Source organism: Vibrio sp. MMG023 (assembly GCF_021654215.1).
Classification (GTDB): domain Bacteria; phylum Pseudomonadota; class Gammaproteobacteria; order Enterobacterales; family Vibrionaceae; genus Vibrio; species Vibrio jasicida.
In genome coordinates, this window is the sequence record NZ_JAKFZP010000001.1 from 20,186 (window position 1) to 37,658 (window position 17,473).

The following is a 17,473-nucleotide window of genomic DNA, read 5'->3' on the forward strand; positions in this document are numbered from 1 at the left end:
AATTAGTAATTATCACTAAAGTAATAGACTTACTGTTCGTTTTAAATACCAGCCTTGAAACAAGGATGTTTCAGCAAATATTATTTCGCTCTAATAATATTTGTTCGATGAAAGAGTGCAGAGTGTCTGATAAGCAGGGAGCAGCCAAAGGATATATTGATCAATTGGTTGTTAAAGCCATTGAGAAAAAGAAACAGAACGAGCAAAGATTGGCGCAAAAAAATAAGCCAAAGCTTGAGTACGTTCTTTTTTCGCAATTTGATGTACTAGACACGCTGCCTTCAAAAAATGGTAGAACTACGGTTTACCATCTCGCCAAGAAAGGCCAGCCAGAAAAACAAATCTGCTGCAAAGTCGTCAATGAAGAGGCGCCAGAAGTTGCCAGCAAAATGTTGGTTAATGAAGCCAGTCGACTAGAGATTTCCCAGCATCCAAGTGTTGCTGAGTTTATTAAAGTCGGCAACGAGTTCGAACGTCCGTATTTGATGTATGAGTGGATTCAAGGCGAATCTCTCGCAGAAAAAATGGAACGTCACTCGACTAAGGGCTTTCGTCACGATCACATTGCTTGGCTCGTGTATCAACTGGCTGGTGCGCTTGAGTTTATGCACACCAGAGGCATCTGCCATCTCGATATCAAACCATCAAATGTGCTTGTCAGTGAGGGCGATTACGTCAAGCTGATTGATTTTGGTGCGGCTCGTTATATTGGTGAGACTGAGACACATGCCGAAGCCAGTCTGAGTTACGCTTCGCCGCTTTATCTAGAGACAGGCACAACCGAGCCACAAGACGACGTATATTCTCTAGCTTTACTAACCGGACATCTATTTATAGGTGCTATTTTTGGTGATGCTTGGCATAAACAGTTAAAAGATCGCAAGCGACCTGCACTCATTCCCAACCACATTTGGAAGCTGCTGAAGCAAGTCATCAATAATCCGAGAGGGCATGGCTATACAGCCATCTCATTTGCCCAACAGCTCGCACGTATTGATACGCAGTCGATTGATTCACAATCAAACGCGCCAATTTTTAGTAGCTTACGCAATGCAGATTTATTACTGACGCATTGCAAACCGCAAGATAAGCCTGGCTATGGACGTTTCAAAATTTTAGAGGCGAGTTTGGTGCTCAGCGTGATTGCGATTACTGGCAGCTACTTGTACCAACAAAACCAGCCAGAATGGAAAACCATTGTTAAGTCTGAGCCATCGATTTCACAGGCTGAAACACCTTTGGTTAGTACGATCAAGCCAGCACAGACGGCCTCTTTCTTAGCGCAGCCACCTTGGGATATTGAATTCGCTCTTAATGATATGGAAAAGAACGTGGTGACTACTGCGCCATATCGTGAAGCTTTCCAAGTGCAACAGATGAAACTGTCTAAGTTGTACAAGAAGAACCAAAGCCAGTTGACCGCTTATCAAGACTTAGCGGATGACTTACCAAAAACCTTAGTCGATATTCGCAAAGAGTTGGTTACGTTGCGTGAGAAGCTTGTCGATGATGGTGCGCTGTTTCCTTATGCTGATAAAACCCTGACCAAAGTGATGGCAGGTTTGAACGTTGCTGCGGTTGATTCAATGAAACTGTCTGCCGTTGCGGGCAGCAAAGATGAGCAAATCGCTAATTTGATTTTATCGGGTGAAGCGAAGCAAGCAGATGATGAAATGAAAGCGGCTTGGTTGCTCAATCAGTCAGAAGCTTATTTCTACAGCCAGGTACTGCCGAAACGAGTCTTAGAAAGCATTAATGAATCCATTGAGCAACATGCGAAGGACCATTACTACACTAAAGCGATTGACGAAGCAAAAGCCGCAAAAGCTTACTTTGGTAATACGCCAGAACTCAGTAAAAAAGTGAAAGATCTGATTGTCGCAAGAAGTGAATTCATCTTGTTTAGCACAGTGACAGAACAGTCCATTTTTGATCAGCAAAAACTGCATGACTCACTGGCGGATCTAGAGCGTAACGCACCCAAAAAATTCAGTGAGATTACCGAGCTACTTAACGGTATGGCATCAGATTCCATCGACAAAAGCCATCAACTGTCTAAACCAGCACGTGGCGCGATCGCTGTGGAAAGAGCCATTAAAGATTATCTTTTATCTGAAGGGCGAGGTTAGTGATGTCAGTGATTGATATTGAACGCTTGCTTACGCCAATTTCAGACGCAAATCCAGTCGGTGAAGACGCGCGTTACGAGTTTTGCTACGAAATGATGGAAGCCGAAGTGAAGAAGTTTGGCTCTTTGTTTGGGGAAACTGTGGAATGGGGTGTCGTCAAAACGCACGCTACCGAGGTTCTTGAACATCACAGCAAAGATCTTAAGGCGATTTGTTATCTCATTCGTGCACTTACAGAAGAGTCAGACTTGCAAGGTTTTGAACAGGGCTTGCAGCTGCTTAATGGGGCGTTAACGAAGTTTGGTGCGAATCTTTACCCAACCAGAAAGCGAGGTAGAGATGGCGCCGTTGAGTGGTTAAACCATCAGTTTAAGCTGGTAAGTGGTAAGTTAGCGGAAAGTACACAACCTTGGGAGCTTGTCTCTCGTTGTATCAGTACGATTGAAGACGTACAGCGCCAGTTTGATGATGTTTTCCAAGATTCAGAGGCGGATTTCTTTGAGATTCGTACCCAGCTGAATATCTTATCGCAACAAGCTGGAGCGGACTCTCACGAGGCGGGTACGACATCTTCAGCGGAACAAAGTGCGCCCGCTCAATCTGTGCAAGCGGAAAACGCAGAAGAAGCCCCTAGGCCAGTAGCGGAGCAACCATCAAGCAGTCAAAGCGTATCGGCTGTAGCTAAACCGAAAGTGGCCAAAAAAGCCGCGGCGCCGGAGGTTGATGTTGATACGGATTTCTCCTCACCAACTGCTTCTAAACGCACCTTGAAGAAGGTTGCGGAGGTCATGCTTTATTCCAACGCGAGCGATCCACTTGCCTATCGAATTTATCGTCATCTGACTTGGGATGACATTGATGACTTACCCGATCATCAAAACAACGAAACACCGCTCAGTTTAGCGGTCTCTTCCGATCAACAAGCGGAGTATCGCGACAAGGCCAACCAAGAAAGTGATATCGATACGATTAAGCGTTTAGAGCGCACACTAACCGATGCGCCTTTTTGGCTGACGGGCCACTTCTATGTCTATTCAATGCTCACCAATCTGGGCTTTGACGATGCCGCAACGGCGGTGAAGCAAGAGGTGAGACGTTTCGTTGAATCACTGGAAGGCATTGAACACCTTTCATTTAAGAATTCTATACCATTTGCGGACGAAGCAACTTTGGCTTGGTTATCGACTCAAGTTGCAGGTTCATCGGGCTCGCCAGCGGTCATTCAGACCGTGGTGATTACCGAGGACGATTCGTCGCTAATGGAGGATATCACCCTAGAAAACCTAGGGGAGCGTGCTGCAGAACTTGCTCGCAAACTCGAACTGGATAGCTCGGGACGTGGGCAATTTTTGCTGTATTTACAATTGATAACAGCTTACCAGTCTGTTGGATTATACCCGTTGTGCTTGCCGTATCTTGAGAAGGGTTGGGACGTACATCAGGAATTTAATCTTGAGAGCTGGGAACCACACTTATCTTTGCAACTAAAAGACCTAATTCGAAAAACACTCCATCCGTTATTCCGAACCAAGGATCTTTTACCTGCCAAGTATGAACAGTGGAAAGCAATTTATGACTGATTACAGAGTTAGATAAGGAACTAATTATGTCACGTGACGGCTCGGTGGCTCCTAAAGAGCGAATTAATATCCGTTATGTTCCAGCAACTGGTGATACGCAAGACGACGTTGAACTGCCGCTGAGCATGATGGTGGTTGGTGACTTTACTGCACGTGCAGATGAGACGCCAATCGAAGAACGTACGCCAATCAATATCGACAAAGACAACTTTAACGAAGTGCTAGAAGGCATGTCTCCAAACGTTAGAGTAAACGTTGAAAACCGCCTTTCTGATGAAGAAGGTGCGCAAATCGGTGTTGATCTAACGTTTGAAAACATGAAGGACTTCTCTCCTGAAGCGATCGCGAAAAGCGTACCAGAGCTAAATAGTCTGCTCGAGCTTCGCGAAGCCTTGGTTGCATTGAAAGGTCCTCTAGGTAACGTTCCTGCGTTCCGTAAGAAGATCGCATCGGTTCTTCAAGATGAAGAAGCGAGAAAGAAACTGTTGGATGAACTAAGCATTGGCAACGACCAAGAAGCGAAAGAAGAGTAAGGGATATCATGTCTGCAGAAGCACAAGCGCCAGAACAAGAAGCAGCCTTAGTTGAATCAGGGTCACTTCTGGATAGCATTCTTAACGAAACTCGTTTAAAGCCAAGTGATGAAGGTTTTGATGTTGCAAAACGCGGCGTAGAAGCATTCATCAGTGAGCTACTAAGCAGTTCGACCACAGAGAAAGTCGATCAATCTTTGGTTGACCTGATGATCTCTGAAATCGACCAAAAATTGTCAAAGCAAGTTGATGCCATTCTTCACAACGAAGAAGTGCAAGCCATCGAATCGACGTGGCGTGGTCTTAAGTACCTAGTTGACCATACTGACTTCCGTGAGAACATTCAGATTGAACTGATCTCTGCGAAGAAAGATGAAGTACTAGACGATTTCGAAGACGCACCAGAAGTGGTGAAGTCCGGTCTATACAAACAGATCTACACTCGTGAATACGGTCAATTTGGTGGTAAACCTGTTGGCGCGGTAATCTGTGACTACGACCTGTCTGCATCATCTCCAGACATCAAACTGATGGAATACATGGCGAACGTGGGAGCAATGTCTCACGCACCGTTCATCACGTCTGCATCTTCTAAGTTCTTCGGCCTAGACAGCTACGAAGAGCTACCAAACCTAAAAGACCTTAAGTCTGTATTTGAAGGCCCACAATACACGAAATGGCGTGGCCTGCGTGAGCACGAAGACGCACGTTACCTAGGTCTGTGTACTTCTCGCTTCATGCTTCGTACGCCTTACTCGGTAGAAGATAACCCAATCAAAGCGTTTGATTACGACGAGCAAGTAACAGACAGCCACGACAACTACCTATGGGGTAACTCAGCGTACGCTATGGCGTCTAAGATCAGCGAATCTTTCGCTAAATACCGCTGGTGTCCAAACATCATTGGTCCTCAAAGTGGTGGTGCGGTTCAAGATCTACCGGTTTACAACTTTGAAGCGATGGGCCAAATCGAAACTAAGATCCCAACTGAGATTCTTGTTTCTGACCGTCGTGAATATGAACTGGCAGAAGAGGGCTTTATTGCGCTAACGATGCGTAAAGGTTCTGACAACGCAGCATTCTTCTCGGCGAACTCTATTCAAAAACCAAAAGTGTTTGCGAATACGCCAGAAGGTAAGCAAGCAGAGATGAACTACAAGTTGGGTACACAGTTGCCTTACATGTTCATCATCAACCGTCTAGCACACTACATCAAAGTGCTACAGCGTGAGCAAATCGGTTCTTGGAAAGAGCGTTCTGACCTAGAAATCGAACTGAACAAGTGGATTCGTCAGTACGTATCTGATCAGGAAAACCCGCCAGCAGAAGTACGTGGTCGTCGTCCACTACGTGCTGCGAAGGTTGAGGTATCAGACGTAGAAGGCGATCCAGGTTGGTACAAAGTATCAATGTCTGTACGTCCTCACTTTAAGTACATGGGCGCAAGCTTTGACTTGTCACTAGTTGGCAAGCTAGACCAATAACCCATTGCTGATAATATCAAGCAGCCAGTGAAGACTGGCTGCTTTTTTCGTAGGACCGGATATGGAAAAAGGTTATCGTCTTTTAGAGCGCATCGAGCTTGGTGAGCCCAAAAACTGCTACGAGAAAGTCGTTTCTCATCGTCATTTAATCGAATCCATTCACTCGCATTTGGCGGATTTGCTCAACACGCATTCGGGCAATGCGATGATAGATAGTGAATACGGCTTACCTGACTTTAACGACGTACTCTCCAACAATACGAACCTCGTTCGCCACATTCAAAACAACATCACTTCAACCATAGAACGCTTTGAACCGCGATTGCTGAATGTCGAGGTTCATTACCGAGAAGACCACCACAATCCTTTACAGCTTGGGTTTGGTATTCGAGGTGAGGTTTCCCATAACGGCGGTAAAGTCCCAATGTCTATTGACGTCTACATGGGAACTGACGGCCAATTTAACGTTTAGTAGGTGCCACTTGAGTAACAGTAAATACTTCCAAGATGAACTCACGTATTTGCGCGAATCGGGTAGTGAGTTTGCCAAATATCACCCCAAGTTAACGCACTTCCTCTCAGAAGGCACTTTCGATCCAGACGTTGAGCGGCTACTGGAAGGTTTTGCTTTTTTAACGGGGCGAATTCGCGAAAAGATTGATGATGAGTTGCCAGAGCTGACGCAATCTCTTATGACGTTGCTGTGGCCGCACTATATGCGTTCTATTCCTTCTCTGTGCATCAGCGAACTCAAACCTCACACTGGTAGTGTCACTGAGAAAACCGTGGTAAAACGTGGCGCAGAAATGGCGAGCGAGCAGGTAGAGGGGACGCAGTGTTTATTCCGTACATGTTATGACGTCAACCTTTACCCGATTACGCTGACCAATATTGAACAAACCAACAGCCGCACAAGCTCTTCGATTGATGTAACGTTATCAACAGAGCATGGTTTGGAACTTTCGCGCATTGGTTTAGATACGTTACGTCTTCACCTTCATGGTGAAATTCATATTACGCGCACCGTTTTTCTTTGGTTATTCCGCTATTTAGATTACGTTGAGCTGGATGTTGGTGGTGGCTACAAACATCGCCTTGGCCCTGAATATGTCGTGCCAGTTGGGCATGAAGAAGATGAAGCGCTGTTGCCTTACAGCAAAAACTCGTTTGCCGGTTATCGCTTACTGCAAGAATTCTTCTCTCTTCCAGACAAGTTCATGTTTTTTGACATCAAAGGTCTAGAATGGCTAAAAGGAATTCCACAGCGCAGTACAGTCAAGGTGAAGTTCCATTTTAAGCGTGCTTTACCTTCTGAAGTGGTTTTGAAAGATAAGCACTTAAGATTACATTGTACGCCAGCCGTTAACTTGTTCGAGAAAGATGGTGATCCGATTCGTTTAGAACATCGACGAAATGAATACAAAGTTCGTCCTCAAAGCAACAGCCAAGAACACTACGAGGTGTATGCTATTGAACAGGTAGAAAGCTGGAGCAAGGATGAACGTCGTCGTAAACCATTAATTGAATTCGAATCGTTTGAGCACCAAATCAACCAGCGAGACAAGCGTGAGTTCTACAAATCTAAAGTAGGCGAACGAGTGAGCGGTCGTGGCCTTGAGCGTTATATCTCATTCCATACGCACAATGGCGACATTGCCGATTTGGGAACCGAAACGGTCCTGATGAAGCTGCAATGCAGCAATGCAGACTTAGCTGAGCGCCTGTCTGTTGGGGACATTACCTATGCCACCCATAAATCGCCGACGTATGCGACGTTTAAAAACATTACCAAACCAACACAGTCAGTCAGCCCGCAAGTGAACGGTGAGCTTCAATGGCAACTTATCGCTAATATGTCACTGAACTATTTGTCGTTGGCAAATATCGATGTACTTAAAGTGCTTTTGTCTACGTATGATTTCCACTCTCGTGTTGACCGACAAGCTCACCGAGCGTCGATTCACCGACTCGACGGCATTATCTCCTCTGAAATGAAACCGATTGATCGTGTGTTCCGCGGCGTATCAGTAAGAGGCAATCAGTTTAAGCTCGTAACGAATTCGAAGTTCTTTGTGAACGAAGGGGATATGTTCTTAATGGCGAACGTATTGAACGAATTCATTCGACTGTATTCCAGTGTGAACTCGTTTACAGAGCTGGAAGTTTTTGATGAAGCCAGCGGTGAAGTCTATAACTGGACGAGCCTAATTGGACAGCAGACGATTCTATGATTAATACACTCTCTGATAAGTCGAATGAGTTTAGCTTCTACCAAGCGGTTTTGTTGTTGGAGAAGCATTACCAACTGCAACCAGAAACTGACTTTGTCGCCGTGGGTGAAAACAAGTATTTTCATCAAGAGCGCATTGAGTTTAGTGTTTCACCAAACTTGTCATTTCCCAAGAGCGATATGGACTTTATCGCTCATATGGAAAGAAATGGACAGCAATACTCTCGCGTAGAGACAAATTTTCTCGGCTTACATGGTTCAAGTTCGCCACTGCCTGCATCTTATACTGAAAAACTTGCAGGCCGCGATCCAGAAGACAACCCAGTTAAAGACTTTTTCGACTTCTTCCACAACCGCTACACGAGCTTGCTGTACCGCGTCTGGAAGAAATACCGGTATCACGTCCAGTACCAGAGCGGTGCAAGTGATGCGTTCTCAGGGCGTATTCTACATTTAGCTGGTTTGTCTGGTGTCATGCAAGATTGCGATGTTGCGGAGCTGGATAGGGCGAAAATTCTCTCTTACGTAAACCAACTCTCAACACGTACGCGCTCGCCTAAGCTTATCTCCGGTATTGTTGCCCACTACTTTTCTTTACCTAATGTCCGTATCGAGGAGTGGGTTCATCGCCGAGTAGAGATTGCAGAATGCCAACGTAATAAACTAAACCGAGCAAACTGTGTGCTAGGTCATAGTTTGCACTTAGGGCAAAGCATTTCGGATTTGAACGGTAAGTTTAACCTTTGTATCGATAACATTGATTTTAAGACGTTTAGAAAGTTCTCTTATGATGGCGAGTTGCACAATACACTGGTGGGACTGATGCGGTTTATTTTGCGAGACCCAATGTCTTGGGACCTCAAGCTAACGGTTAACTTAGACTCAATACCAGAAAACAATCTCGGTAAAGGTGAAGGGAACAGCCTGGGACAAACCTTTTGGCTTGGTAACCCTAGTGATAAAGACGCTAAGATTCGCGTGATTGGAAGCATATAAGAAAGCCGCTCAATTGAGCGGCTTTTTCGTTTGAGAGCTATTTTACTTATTAAGCAAATAACTCAGCCTAGCGACTGATTGGCTGGTGCAGAACCACCGTTGTATCAAGTTTTTGAATCCCACTGAATGATTCAATCTCGTTACACAAGTGGTGGATTGATTGAAGGTCTGGCGCTTCGATAAGAGCAATAATGTCGAAGCTACCACCAACAACACTGGTTAAACGAACTTCAGGAATCTCTTTTAAGGCACTTGTTACTTCATTTTTTTTGCCTTTTTCGCAAGAGATGAGCAGGTAACTTGCCGCCTTTCGACCTTCGTTCTCTACTCGGATCTGAGCGGTATAGCCCTTGATGATCCCCGTCTTTTCTAACCTGTTAATTCTTTCTGCAACAGCAGTACGTGACAAACCGATGTTTCTAGATAGGTTCGCAATTGATTCGCGTCCGTTTGATAACAGACTGGAAAGGATTTTGCGATCCAACTTATCTAAGCCTTGTAAAGTCATGTTAGAAATCATGTGTTCTGCCTATTCTGGTTTTTATATTGTTATTAAATCGACTCTGGAAGTGTAAAGTTATACAGCTCAGCCAGAGTGAATGGGTTTTTCTGTGTCAATGGGGTGATACGTAGGCTCAAATCCCTTCCTGACACTTTTATGTCACTGACGAAGCTACCGTTATGAGTGTTTGTCAGGGTCGAATCACCTAGCAATCTGTATATCGCCCACTGACCACTCTTATTTAGAACGTGCTGCTTACCCTCGTCGGTTACATCTTGTATCGTGATACTAATATTGAAGTCACCATTCTGCGGTGGCCACTCCATCTCACGAATTCGGCTCGGACCGTGATAGTAGTTAATGTCAGTGTCAGCGATTTTCAAGCTGGCTCTGATCGCACTAGAATCAAGGTCTAATACTTTGGCGCTAAACGGAATATAAACTCGGTTTGTGCTCTTATTAATCAATGTATCTCGGATCACATTGTAATTACGCAATTGCACCAGTAGGGCAGGTGACAGAGGCATGGTTTCGCCATCTACCTGCTTTGGTGTCCATAAGTTTGTGTCGTAAAACGGCGCAAAGTTTTTCTGAATAAAGGTGTCTAACAAACCACCTGATGCAAACAGCAATTCGAAATCTTCGATTGAAATTTCTTCTGTTGCGGTAAGATCAAATGGATATTTACCAAGCCCTAGCTCCTTAAACTTGGTGTAAATCTCGCTATACCATTGGGTTTGAATGCCTTTTGAAGATTCTGCAATCATCACTGACCAACTTTGTTGGACAACATCCAACAACCAACTGCGTACAGGCTCTGGTGATTTTTGAGCAATCTGCTTAAGTTTGATAAGCGGATCGGCTTCTGTGCTGTTCATGCGGTGTTGAGCCGCTGCTAGTGCGGCCATTTGTGGGTCTGGCGCGTCAGCAATGTCTTTCATGTAAGTACGAACGCGGCTCAATGCGGCAATGGTCTCATCCCATGGAGTAGGGGAGTTCGGTGTTTCACTGACTTGCAATTGGTTGAGCAGGTGGAACGCTTGTTCTACACGCTTCATAAGCAAGTAATCTGGTTTCACTGCTTCTTCAACCGCTTCCGAAGCAGAATCAGCAACTTCTAACAACTTAGGGTTAACTTGTGAAATCAGTGCGTTTTTCTCTCCAACTGGTGAGAACTGTGTGTTGGCATACACTTGTTTCAACACGGTTGTCATCGGTGATGAAGGGCCTGAAATAAGGTCAATCGCGTTTGTCAGATCCCCAACGTTGTTGTAATGCTGAACCTTGAGCTCACTCAGTGCATTTCGCCAGTAGTTGATGTAATCGTCTGTGTATTTCTTACGTACTTGCGTCTTGAAATCATCTTGCTCTGTCTTCGTTGGGATAACATGGTTTGAAAGGCCAAGTACCCAGTTGTCAGTGATGACTTGCTGCGACATTAGATCTACACGAGGACGGTAGAAGGTGCTAAAACCAGTAGACGTGTAGATTTTGTCGATGATAAGACGGTTGTCGGCTAATGGCTCGTTGAACACATTGTTAAACTCAAAGCCTACCGCTCGTTGAAGATCAAGCGTACCGAGGTCGATCGCATCCGCTTGATTCAAAATGCCAGCGTAAACCAAGTCTACGTTTGAGTTTGCAAGTAAAGAGCGTCGAGTTGCGCGAACGATGTCCATGCTGATGTCGACAGGAGCAAACTGAGTACGGAAGTAGGCATCTAGATAGCGCATCGCCTGGTTTACTACATCAGGTTGACTGCTTAGCTCATTCATCATGGCCAATGTTTGATGACGCAAGAATTGAATGTCGCGTTTAGACGGGTCATTTAGCATCAAGTAGCCTTTTAGCAAAGGCAGTGAGCGGCTAAAGTCATCTTGGTTATGAGTCAGTTGTAGGCGGTAACCTTTTTCGACAACGGGCATCAGTTGTTGAGCCACTTCTTTTAATAGTGCCTCGTAAGCAATCTTGGTGCTTTTATCTAAACGGCTGATGTTCAGTGGTAGAACTTCGTTATCTAGTTCTTTTGAGCCTTCTAACCAAGCACTGTAAGACGGCTGAATCGCACGAGTCGCATTGACTAACAGTTGATTAAAACTTGCTTCTTGCTCTGCTTGCGCGGTGTCATCGATACCAAGCAACTGGTTAATCACTCGTAAGTTACTGTCGAGTGTTTTAACGAAGAAATAGCCACCGCCAGCAAGAATGACAACAGACACAAACATCGCAAGATGACTTTGTCGTTGAATCAAACGTAGGTAGGTTTTGTTCTCACCCGCAAAATCGCTCTCTGGAAGGATCTGAGAATCAATCAGGAACCTTGAGAAGTAGGGAGTTTCTGTTAGCTGAGTATGCTCAGAGGCAATGATCGGTAAGTTGAAGTAGTTGCTGCAACTCTTCGCCAGCAGATTGTATTTACGACCGCCTTGTAAGCTTGAGCAGAAAAAGATTTCACGGATGTCTAACGAGTAAACACCACTGTTCGATTCACAGAGGCGCTCTAAGATGTAGCTAACCTCAGACTGAGCCAGTTCAAACTGTTTAGGAAAAGAAAGGATTGCCTGTTTTTCGTCGATCTCAGTTGAGTTTGCAGAAGAATCCAGAGCGTTACTTTCCAGCACTTTAACAAGGTTACGGTAACCGTCTTTGTAGTACTCGGTGATTACACCTTTTGCTTCTTTCAACGGTATAGAAAGGAACTCAACACGCGTTTTCAGTGAACTGAAATGAATGTACTCTTTAAAGCCATCCAGTTTATCCAGTTTAGACATCATCAAATACACAGGCAATGCAGAGGATGTTTTCTCACTGATTGATGTCATACGTTGGAGTAATGCCGTCATGGTGTAATCTTTTTGCTCTGGCTCTGAAACAATCAGGAACTCAAAGTCGATAAAGAACAGACAACCAGCAAAAGGTTTTCTAGGGCGATGACGAATCACTTCGTTAGTGAACGTATTCCACAGTGAAGCATCGCTACTCGACACTTCTTGGAAAACTAAACGTTGATCAGGTTTGATGTACACCGCACCGTCAGACTCATACCATTCGAAGAAGTCATTTTTGGCCGTGCGTGTCCTGTCCATTGGTTTAATTGCACTGGAATTAAACAAAAATTGACGTCGTCCAGACCCTTTATTACCAATCATTAGATAGATTGGTTTTTTACCCGCGTTAGAAAGGAGAGGGCGAATCACCATGGAAAGCGCTTCTTCCTCTGTTTCTAGGCGTTGAGCCTTAGCGTTATTCTTTTTCTTAAACCACAAAGTGAATTGAAAAATAAGGTAGAAAGTGGCAATAACACCAAGACCAACCCAGAGATAAAGTTTGTCTGCGTCTTCAAGCCAGAATAAATACACCCCAGCCAGTATTGCGGCAAATAACAGTGCCACAAAGGTCGAAACCACGATCGGGTTTCTGAGTATTTTTTGTTTGAACATAAGCCTATAACTTCTTTTACTTGTATTGTTATTTGTTGTCGGTTTCCGCAGTTTGTAACTGGTTTATCTTATATAGGTAGGTGTTCAGTAAAAGGAGTGAGCGATCAATTTCCTTTTGCTGGGTGTTCTTTTCTGCGTATTCAATTCGACCAAGAAGCGGAAAAAGTGAATTACTGTACTCATACGCTTTCTTTGAATCTTTATCTGAGTTCTGCTTTGCGACATTGGCAAATACGGTCCTAGCATAGGCAAACCGTTTGTATATGACATCGAATTCAGCCTCGAAACGAGAACGTTGCTCTAAAAAATTCTCTCGAAGTTGCTGTGCAGATGACGAATCTGGATAAAGTATCGTTAACTCACTGGTGAGCTTATCTATCGTATTTACCTTACTAACTTTGACTGGATCAATCGTCCAATCTGTCATTAGAACGTCGAGGCGATCGACCGTCGGCGACCTTAAAGAAGTAAGATATTCCTTGTTTTTAACGCTTAGTGAATCAACCAAGGTGGTGAGTTCGCTCAAAGAGGCATGTTCAATCTGGCCTTTAAGTGTTTGGTACTGGTGCTGCTTGTAAATGAAGTGCGACGCAAAAGCCGTCACCATTAAACCGATTATCGAGTAAACCATCACCTTGCTTGACTTAGAGCTCTCAACGTCTTTCTCTTCGCCCTTTTGGGATTGAGTTTTGGTTACTGATGGTTTTGCTGGTGGTGCGATTTCAACCTTTATGCCTGTACTGTCGGGTTTCGCCTGTTTTGCTTCTATCGTTTTGGTTTCTTTTGCTTTTTGTTCTTTGAGCTCTTCAATCCATTGATTCAAAATACGACGAATACGACCAAACGAAGGCGCTTTAATGCCATAGTGAAGGCGAAGCTCTTCTTCAATCCTTAAACAAAGCTGATGAGCAGCCTCAATTAGAGGTAACTCTTCTTGCCTTACTTTATGTTTGTTGATGCGTCTTTCGGTGTTTTCAACCATCCATTCGATAGCGCCCATGCGAGCGTTAGCTTTCGAATGCTCTGGATAAGCGGTATACCAATACACCACACACAAATCGAGTAAAGAGTTTAACCCTTCAACAAGCCCTTTTAGACCCTCATTATGCGTTGCTGCGACAGTAAAGTAGCAACTACAGCGAAAGTCTTTTCCTTGTGTACTTAAAATCTTCTTTGAGAGCGTTTGAACCGTCTTCCATGAAACACGTCCAGTGACCTTATTTAGGTTATTTATTTGACGCTTTATTTCGTCAAAATCATCTAAGCCATTAGGGTTTGAGCCGCTGGGATTACTTTCATCGATCGGCCTTCTGGTGAAGTCGCTGAAAAACATAATGTCTAATTCCAACTGAGTATATATAAAGACAGTAACCAGTGATTAAAATATAAATACTGCACTATCATCTTTTTTTTGTGGGATTTTATAGGCAAAAGAAAGAAATTGAATAATAAATAATATGTAAATCAATGTAATTTAACTTAGTGTGACATTCGTTCACATTTTTGCTGTCAGGTGTTGATTTATTTGGCATTTGTAAAGGTGATGTGCATTCCATTTATAGTAAGAATATTCGATGCGAATTGGCTTTTATCATTTGTATTGATTATGAGAATGGTCTTAAATTTGAAGCAGTGTTGTATTATTAAAATTAAGATTAACTTGTTTAGTGGTCACTTTAATAGCGTTTGCTTATTAAATGTAGCCTGATGTGTTTGCTCGTTTTATAGATGGTTCCCAAATATAAGTAGCAACTAAATTAGTAAAGTTCATTATCTAACCAAATATATTCAAATTTTCCTTGCCGACTTTATGAATATATCCATAGTTATATTGCTTTAATTTATAGGCGTTTTGCCTTATTTGATGGCGCTATCTTTTACCTTATTGAAAAAGAAAAGAGAGTTGATATCTTTCGCCTCTAAGTATTATTACAAGGCTTACCTAGAGGGACGAAATGCTAAAACCAAGTCAAGTGGGGCTGATTTCAGCCATGTGTCTGTTTTCTACTTTTGCAATAGCGAAAGGGGAACGATATGGCGGATCAGTAAACATGCTTATGGTGGAAAGCCACGACTACGACGAAGGTTCTAGCGGCGATCAAGAGGCTTTACGTTATGGCTTGGTGCATACGCGCCCAATCGATGAAAACAACAACCGTTGGCGTTGGTGGTTGGGCTTTAATTATCTCGCAGAAGACATTGATGCTCCGGCAAATGGCGTCTACGAAGAGGTCACAAACTATGAGTTTCGCGTTGTGCCTCAATATGCACTGAGCTCTTGGAGTATTTTTACCCCTTATATTGGTGCCGGCCTGTCTTTAGGGTATTCCCAGTATTCAAATCGTTGGAAAGTCGATCAGGATGGTTTCCGTTATGAAGCCATCGAAGACATTGACCAATTTGAACTTGGCGCTGTCGTTACGTTAGGTACCGCAATCAAACTTGGTAGCAACCCTGACGCCCACATTCAAATCATTCCGCAAGCTTCCTACATTCTTCCTGTTGTAAATGATGGATTGGGTGGCGTTGAACTCTCTGTTTCACTGCTATTTTAAGGTTTAGCAATGCGCTTACATCAGCTAGTCCTATTCATTTCGAAATGCCCAGAGGAATACACGGGTGCGAAGCATATTGAAATGCCGGAAGGTGGCGGCTCAGTAGGGCGAGCATCCAGTTGTACTTTGCCTTTGGCGGATCACAATCGCTTTATTTCAGGAACGCACTGTCTGATCAGTGTTTACGGTGATACGTATTACATCAGCGATGTCAGTACAAATGGCACCATGGTCAATGGCAACAAGATACTGAAAAATCAGCCAGTATCGATTGTCGACGGTGACATTGTTTCTCTGGGTCAATACGAAATTGGCGTGTCGCTAGAGCACGTTACTGCTTCACAAGACATTGCTGCCGATATTGCTCCTGAGCGTGTTTCTAACGACCCGCTTGTCAACTTAGGAGAGGCGGTAGTCGAAGAGGAAGAAAAAGTAGGCGCATTAGAAGACTTGTTCATGGAAACAAAACAAGACGATGTTGATAGCCACGACCCTATTGCACACCTCAAGTTTTCCATGCAACGCGATGATGACCACTTAATCAGAAACGAAGAAAAAGATCAGGAACCACAACCTAGTTCTATCGAAAACACGCGTCAAATCGTAGACGACAGTTTCAGTATTCATTCCGAATTGGATTTGCCTAACCTGATCCCTGAAGATTGGTTGGGTACAGACACCAAAAGTAACGAATCAACGCCTGTTCAAACCAAGAGTGATTCACAGCCCCAAGCAAACACGCAGCAAGTTCCAGACGATTTTTACCGTAAAGAGACTTCGTCTAATGCTGAAGAGTCATTGATGAGTGACCGTTCGCCAAGTCATCAGGTGAACGGTGATGCTTCCTATCAACAGAGTGCGCCTAAAAGCGAACCGGTTGGACAAAAATGGGAAGAGGTCACGCAAGCGTTTATCCCTTCTTCACAAATAAAGGATAAAACTCAGCAGCCAGCGTCAGAAACAAAAGTCGGCTTTGTATCGAATTCGTCTTTCGATGGGGCTGGAAGTGAAACCCATAATGATATTAGCCAAGCATTCTACGAAGGGTTAGGTATCACCAACCCCGACTTGATAAGTAATGAAGCGTTGTTGTTTAAGCAAATGGGTACGTGCTTACGCTTGTGTATCGATAACTTGCAAAAAGACCTTCACGAAGTGGAATCTTTGAAAGAAGAGGAAGGGCTGAGCCAAGCAGAGTCGAATCTTGCCGAGCTCATGTTGACGTTAAATAGCCAGAATTTACTCGCGCCAAACGAACTAGTCGAACAGATGCTTGATGAACTTAATGATCATCAAATTATTTTTAATAAAGCGCTCAATGAGTTGCTGATTGAGCAATCAGAAACGAATGACCCTGTCACGTTTGCAAATGATGTAGCAAGCAAATCGATGTTTGCAACTAAATCTAAGCTCTGGGGCGAGTATTTGGAGTTTTACGCGAAGAACCGTCGTCAGTTCAACGAAACATCGTTGAAAGGTCTTATTAAAAAGAACTACAACAAAGCGATTAAGGGAAGCCATGCGTAGTATCGCTGTATTACTCGGATTTGCATTGCTATCCGGATGTTCCATGTGGGATCAGTTAAAAGAATCAACAGGCATCACGCCAGAAACTTCTTCTATTGAGTTAGTGATAGAGGCGTCGTCGGTTTTAAACGTACGTGAGGGAGGCCAATCATCGCCAGTTATCCTTCGCGTTCATGAGCTAAGTTCGCCAGTACTTTTCCGTAGCCTAGACTTTTTTGCATTGTTTGAGAACGATAAAGCGTCATTGGGTGACGAATACATCAAGCGTTACGAATATCAAATCCAGCCAGGCGACAAAATCCATGAGATGTTAACGCTTGATCCAGCTACACGCGCTGTCGGCTTCTCGGTCGCTTTCCGTGATATTGATGGATCGTCATGGCGAAAAGTGGAAGTCATTGAAGAGAAGAGCGAGTACTACCTGAAGCTCAAGTTAGAAGGCAGTGAGTTGATTTCTGATAATACTCGCGGCATTGAACAAGTTTACTTTTAAGGAA

At 44.0% G+C, this 17,473-nt stretch carries 13 protein-coding genes; 10 read left to right on the plus strand and 3 right to left on the minus strand.

Annotated features, from left to right (window positions below; all coding sequences use genetic code 11):
* The first annotated feature begins 122 nt into the window (after window positions 1–122).
* From L1076_RS00065 to tssG, 7 genes are all read left to right on the plus strand, one after another.
* Complete coding sequence (locus tag L1076_RS00065) at window positions 123–2,129, plus strand: protein kinase (protein WP_237302889.1); 2,007 nt, start codon at window positions 123–125, stop codon at window positions 2,127–2,129.
* A gap of 2 nt (window positions 2,130–2,131) precedes the next feature.
* Window positions 2,132–3,709, plus strand: a complete 1,578-nt coding sequence (gene tssA, locus L1076_RS00070; RefSeq protein ID WP_104038706.1) for a type VI secretion system protein TssA — start codon at window positions 2,132–2,134, stop codon at window positions 3,707–3,709.
* 26 nt (window positions 3,710–3,735) lie between these two features.
* Window positions 3,736–4,242: a type VI secretion system contractile sheath small subunit gene (tssB, locus tag L1076_RS00075; protein WP_038867828.1), complete on the plus strand. Its 507-nt coding sequence runs from the start codon at window positions 3,736–3,738 to the stop codon at window positions 4,240–4,242.
* Between the two features lie 8 nt (window positions 4,243–4,250).
* Complete coding sequence (gene tssC / locus L1076_RS00080; protein ID WP_038878565.1) at window positions 4,251–5,726, plus strand: type VI secretion system contractile sheath large subunit; 1,476 nt, start codon at window positions 4,251–4,253, stop codon at window positions 5,724–5,726.
* A 61-nt stretch (window positions 5,727–5,787) separates the two neighbouring features.
* Complete coding sequence (gene tssE, locus L1076_RS00085) at window positions 5,788–6,198, plus strand: type VI secretion system baseplate subunit TssE (protein ID WP_038867824.1); 411 nt, start codon at window positions 5,788–5,790, stop codon at window positions 6,196–6,198.
* Window positions 6,199–6,208: 10 nt separating this feature from the next.
* Window positions 6,209–7,957, plus strand: coding sequence for a type VI secretion system baseplate subunit TssF (gene tssF, locus L1076_RS00090; RefSeq protein WP_042601595.1), 1,749 nt, complete (start codon window positions 6,209–6,211; stop codon window positions 7,955–7,957).
* Window positions 7,954–8,952: a type VI secretion system baseplate subunit TssG gene (gene tssG / locus L1076_RS00095; RefSeq protein WP_237302890.1), complete on the plus strand. Its 999-nt coding sequence runs from the start codon at window positions 7,954–7,956 to the stop codon at window positions 8,950–8,952. The genes tssF and tssG overlap by 4 nt, the downstream gene beginning before the upstream one ends.
* A 67-nt stretch (window positions 8,953–9,019) precedes the next feature.
* Here the strand turns inward: tssG and L1076_RS00100 are convergent, their stop codons facing one another.
* Genes L1076_RS00100 through L1076_RS00110 form a run of 3 tightly spaced genes read right to left on the minus strand, consistent with a single transcriptional unit; the run spans window position 9,020 to window position 14,227 of the window.
* The gene (locus tag L1076_RS00100) at window positions 9,020–9,472 is read right to left on the minus strand and encodes an Lrp/AsnC family transcriptional regulator (protein ID WP_009705245.1); all 453 of its coding nucleotides are present in this window, start codon (window positions 9,470–9,472) and stop codon (window positions 9,020–9,022) included.
* A gap of 32 nt (window positions 9,473–9,504) precedes the next feature.
* Window positions 9,505–12,894, minus strand: a complete 3,390-nt coding sequence (gene tssM, locus L1076_RS00105) for a type VI secretion system membrane subunit TssM (RefSeq protein ID WP_237302891.1) — start codon at window positions 12,892–12,894, stop codon at window positions 9,505–9,507.
* A 28-nt stretch (window positions 12,895–12,922) separates the two neighbouring features.
* Window positions 12,923–14,227 (minus strand): type VI secretion system ImpA family N-terminal domain-containing protein, encoded by a 1,305-nt coding sequence (locus L1076_RS00110; RefSeq protein WP_045419582.1) that lies wholly within the window; start codon window positions 14,225–14,227, stop codon window positions 12,923–12,925.
* Between the two features lie 622 nt (window positions 14,228–14,849).
* Between L1076_RS00110 and L1076_RS00115 the strand changes: the two genes are divergently transcribed.
* The 3 genes from L1076_RS00115 to tssJ are packed head-to-tail and all read left to right on the plus strand — an operon-like array spanning window position 14,850 to window position 17,469.
* The gene (locus tag L1076_RS00115) at window positions 14,850–15,449 is read left to right on the plus strand and encodes a hypothetical protein (protein WP_038867814.1); all 600 of its coding nucleotides are present in this window, start codon (window positions 14,850–14,852) and stop codon (window positions 15,447–15,449) included.
* Window positions 15,450–15,458: 9 nt separating this feature from the next.
* Window positions 15,459–16,976 (plus strand): FHA domain-containing protein, encoded by a 1,518-nt coding sequence (locus tag L1076_RS00120; protein ID WP_102387302.1) that lies wholly within the window; start codon window positions 15,459–15,461, stop codon window positions 16,974–16,976.
* Complete coding sequence (gene tssJ / locus L1076_RS00125) at window positions 16,969–17,469, plus strand: type VI secretion system lipoprotein TssJ (RefSeq protein ID WP_081094945.1); 501 nt, start codon at window positions 16,969–16,971, stop codon at window positions 17,467–17,469. Before L1076_RS00120 ends, tssJ begins: the two co-directional genes overlap by 8 nt.
* Window positions 17,470–17,473 lie beyond the last annotated feature (4 nt).

Excerpts from the sequence above, each read along its gene's own strand:
- tssA (WP_104038706.1), top strand. The coding sequence starts at position 2,132 with ATGTCAGTGATTGATATTGAACGCTTGCTTACGCCAATTTCAGACGCA.
- tssB (WP_038867828.1), top strand. The coding sequence starts at position 3,736 with ATGTCACGTGACGGCTCGGTGGCTCCTAAAGAGCGAATTAATATCCGT.
- tssC (WP_038878565.1), top strand. The coding sequence starts at position 4,251 with ATGTCTGCAGAAGCACAAGCGCCAGAACAAGAAGCAGCCTTAGTTGAA.
- tssE (WP_038867824.1), top strand. The coding sequence starts at position 5,788 with ATGGAAAAAGGTTATCGTCTTTTAGAGCGCATCGAGCTTGGTGAGCCC.
- tssG (WP_237302890.1), top strand. The coding sequence starts at position 7,954 with ATGATTAATACACTCTCTGATAAGTCGAATGAGTTTAGCTTCTACCAA.
- L1076_RS00100 (WP_009705245.1), bottom strand. The coding sequence starts at position 9,472 with ATGATTTCTAACATGACTTTACAAGGCTTAGATAAGTTGGATCGCAAA.
- tssM (WP_237302891.1), bottom strand. The coding sequence starts at position 12,894 with ATGTTCAAACAAAAAATACTCAGAAACCCGATCGTGGTTTCGACCTTT.
- L1076_RS00110 (WP_045419582.1), bottom strand. The coding sequence starts at position 14,227 with ATGTTTTTCAGCGACTTCACCAGAAGGCCGATCGATGAAAGTAATCCC.
- L1076_RS00115 (WP_038867814.1), top strand. The coding sequence starts at position 14,850 with ATGCTAAAACCAAGTCAAGTGGGGCTGATTTCAGCCATGTGTCTGTTT.
- L1076_RS00120 (WP_102387302.1), top strand. The coding sequence starts at position 15,459 with ATGCGCTTACATCAGCTAGTCCTATTCATTTCGAAATGCCCAGAGGAA.
- tssJ (WP_081094945.1), top strand. The coding sequence starts at position 16,969 with ATGCGTAGTATCGCTGTATTACTCGGATTTGCATTGCTATCCGGATGT.